The organism is Brachyspira pulli (genome assembly GCF_036997785.1).
GTDB lineage: Bacteria > Spirochaetota > Brachyspiria > Brachyspirales > Brachyspiraceae > Brachyspira > Brachyspira pulli.
This window is the reverse complement of the sequence record NZ_JAWLQI010000119.1, coordinates 1-3,220: the sequence shown is the minus strand read 5'-3', so window position 1 is coordinate 3,220 and position 3,220 is coordinate 1. Positions and strand designations below refer to the sequence as shown.

2 protein-coding genes are annotated in these 3,220 nt (G+C 27.7%); both read right to left on the bottom strand.

Features of this window, described 5'->3' with window-relative positions; all coding sequences use genetic code 11:
* Nucleotides 1-464 precede the first annotated feature (464 nt).
* Nucleotides 465-1,142 (bottom strand): N-glycosylase/DNA lyase, encoded by a 678-nt coding sequence (locus R4K56_RS14545; protein WP_335772934.1) that lies wholly within the window; start codon nt 1,140-1,142, stop codon nt 465-467.
* Between the two features lie 78 nt (nt 1,143-1,220).
* Nucleotides 1,221-2,924, bottom strand: coding sequence for a hypothetical protein (locus R4K56_RS14540; protein WP_335772933.1), 1,704 nt, complete (start codon nt 2,922-2,924; stop codon nt 1,221-1,223).
* Nucleotides 2,925-3,220: the final 296 nt, after the last annotated feature.

Sequence of the window (3,220 nt, the reverse complement as noted above, 5' to 3'; positions counted from 1 at the left end):
ATTTATTAATTAAAGCCCAAATGTAGCCTTTTTGCTTCTTTGTGGCAACAAAAGAAGTGGGGTGCGGGGCAAAGCCCTGCAGATATTTAAAATTTAAAAAAATTATTTTTGACAAAATATAATTGTTTAGGTATATACTAAGAATTTTTAAGTTTGTCAACTACTAGCCGTAGTGGCAACCCGCACGGTATCGCTTATTCTTAACGAATGTCCTTTATACGCGACCGAAGGAAGCACTGTAAAGTGTGCGGCTGATTACTTATTATTCTACAAAAATTAATAATTTATCTTACAGTTAAAACATATACCAACAATATTAGATGATATTTTATATTATAAAAAATTATAATTTACATTTACAAAATATCAAAATTGACAAAATGTAGTTGTTTAGGTATAAAAAAACCTGCATATATAAAAATATACACAGGTTTATATATTTTATTTGTTTTAATAAATATTAATTACTTGAATATATCATTAGTAGCATCATACCAGAATACAAAATCCAAATACTCCATTGGAATTTTTTCGCTTTTTGAATATTCCACTAAATTAGATTCGCATTGAAGATAATTATTTTTTGTAAGGCTTGTTTTTGGGGTCATACCTTCAGGCAAAATACTTAATTTATCCATTACACGCATTATATGTCTGTCAAGTATAGCTATCTTTTGTCCGAATCCTATGTTTCTAAGAAAATGACTAGCTTCTTTAAGTCCATAGCCTTTGACTTCTTTTGCAAGCTGATTTCTTAATTCTACCATAGCATCATTTTTTACAGCTTCGTTAATTCTATCTTTTAATATAAATTGTCCCTTTGGAAAATAAAGTTTTCTAGCAAGAACTATATTATCAGCTTTCATATTATGAAATCTTACATGTTTTATTAATATATTAGCTACTTTTTCAGCACTCCCATTAAAAAGCAAATTGTTATTGTATAAATCAATTATAGCAGCAGCCCCGCTTCTAGCCTTTGTCTGAGGCGTACATATACAAAATGCCAATTCAGCAAATAATCTTTTATCATTATCTCTTTTAAAAACCCTTTCAAAATATTCAAGTCTTCTTTTCATTCTCTCATGAAGTATTTTATCTTTATATATTCCCATCAAATGTTTAGCGTATTCCTTATCCATAATCAGCCCCTATAATAAAAGTATATTGATGATACTATTATATAAATTAAATTTCAATATATAATATTGGAATACTGATTAATATCTAAACTCCACAGTATAATGCGTAACAGCCTCATCAGGCATAATATACTTTTTATAATTATTCATATAAGCCTCTACCATATCAGCTATAGCATCATAATACATAGCTTTAAGTATATCTTTACCATAAGGATGAGTTCCGTCTCGGTACATTTTAGCTGTTTTTCTAATATCATTAATTACATCAGGATATGATTGAATAGGAGGGCTTTTAAGCATAAGATCTATTTGATAATAATCTACAAGCTGTATTACTTTATTATTAATATTAAGCAATACTTTCTCACCGCCGCTCTGCCATACCATTAAATTATCTGTATAATCTATTGGAGTAATAAGCTTCCAGCTATCAGATTCATTAGGTTTTTCTCTTGCTGCAAAAAATTGATTCTTACCTGCTCCTTTCAAATGAGTTTCTGAAACAGTAAAATATTCTTCGCCTCTATTATATGCTGCATCTATTTCTGCATAAGGAGGTTCAGGATAATAATATTCTTTTCCGTCAATATTCCAAGATGAATATATATTATCTGATTTATAATATATACCATTATCAAGTTTTATCCAATTAGGTTCTTCAGGAGTTCTTACTCTGTTTTGTAAATATCTATCTAATCCTTTAAAAGGATTATAATAAATAAATTCTGATTTATTATAAGCATCTGAATTAGGCTCTAAAGTCCAATTCAAACCATCTGTAGTTGACCATATTCTTTTATCATCGACAAATCTTTCAATTACTATCTCCCATTTATTAATAGAAGGATTATGTTTATAATAATATCTATCTCCTCCTGTAACATATATCTTATCTTTATCATAACGAATAATAAAACTGTCTCTTTCTCCCCAAGGAGTATTATCTATTTTCTCCCAATTAGCACCTACAGAAATATCTTTGCTTTTATGTATCCTGTAATAATAATTTTTGCTTACTGTATATGGTCCTAAATCTACATTTCTATATCCGGTTGGATTTTGCTCCAAAAAAGTTTCTCTTAACCCCATCAGATATATATAATCTTTAAATTGAAAAAAATCAGATACATTCATACCAAATTTACCTTGAAAACTTTCATTAGGATTATTTGGGTTTGGAGAAGGCATTTGATATCGTACATTATTAGTAGAACCATTTGTCTGCCAATTAAGTAAATCTGATGATGTATAATATATGCTGTTATACAGTATAGAAGTAATAATCAACTCATAATCTACAGGAATATGTAACATAGAGAAACCTCCGTATGTATAAGGTTCATATATAATTTTATCATTTTCTATTACTGATATATTATATTTTAGTCTGCTAAAAGTATCATAATTAACATCTTTAGCATAAATATTTATATTGCCGTTATCATCTATTTGAAGAATTATATTTTTATCTATTTGATTTAATGTTTTGCTTTTAGGGTCATAGTTATACATATAGTCAGCTAATATATACCATTTGCCTTGATATTTAAACTTCTTACTAAAACTTCCGAATACTTCTCCGTTTTTAGCAGGCATTGGGGTAACATCTACATGTCCTGGTATTGCATCTTCAGGCAATCTAAAATCAGTTGGAGGCGGTATATGTGTAGGGCTTAAAATATTTATCTTTTTACAAGATATCATCAAAACTATAGTAAGAATCAATAAAAGAAGTAAAAAATAAAATTTCTTATTTTTGTTAATAAAATTCTTTTTCATAGCATAATCCCTAAATAATTTTTTTTATTATCTATAAATGTAAATTTGTTTAAAATTATATGCTTAGTAATTTTATATGCATTCTTAATGTGATATAATATTTTGAATAAAATTAGGCAAATTTTTTTTGATGATTGATAATAAACCGAGTTCATATTATTGGCTTGGCTTGGCTTGGCTTGGCTTGGCTTGGCTTGGCTTGTGATACCTAATCGAAAATGAAAAAATAACAAATCAAACATACTCACATTCTATAATATAAATATGATTTTTTCAACTTATATTTTATATTTTTG

Excerpts from the sequence above, each read along its gene's own strand:
- R4K56_RS14545 (WP_335772934.1), bottom strand. The coding sequence starts at position 1,142 with ATGGATAAGGAATACGCTAAACATTTGATGGGAATATATAAAGATAAA.
- R4K56_RS14540 (WP_335772933.1), bottom strand. The coding sequence starts at position 2,924 with ATGAAAAAGAATTTTATTAACAAAAATAAGAAATTTTATTTTTTACTT.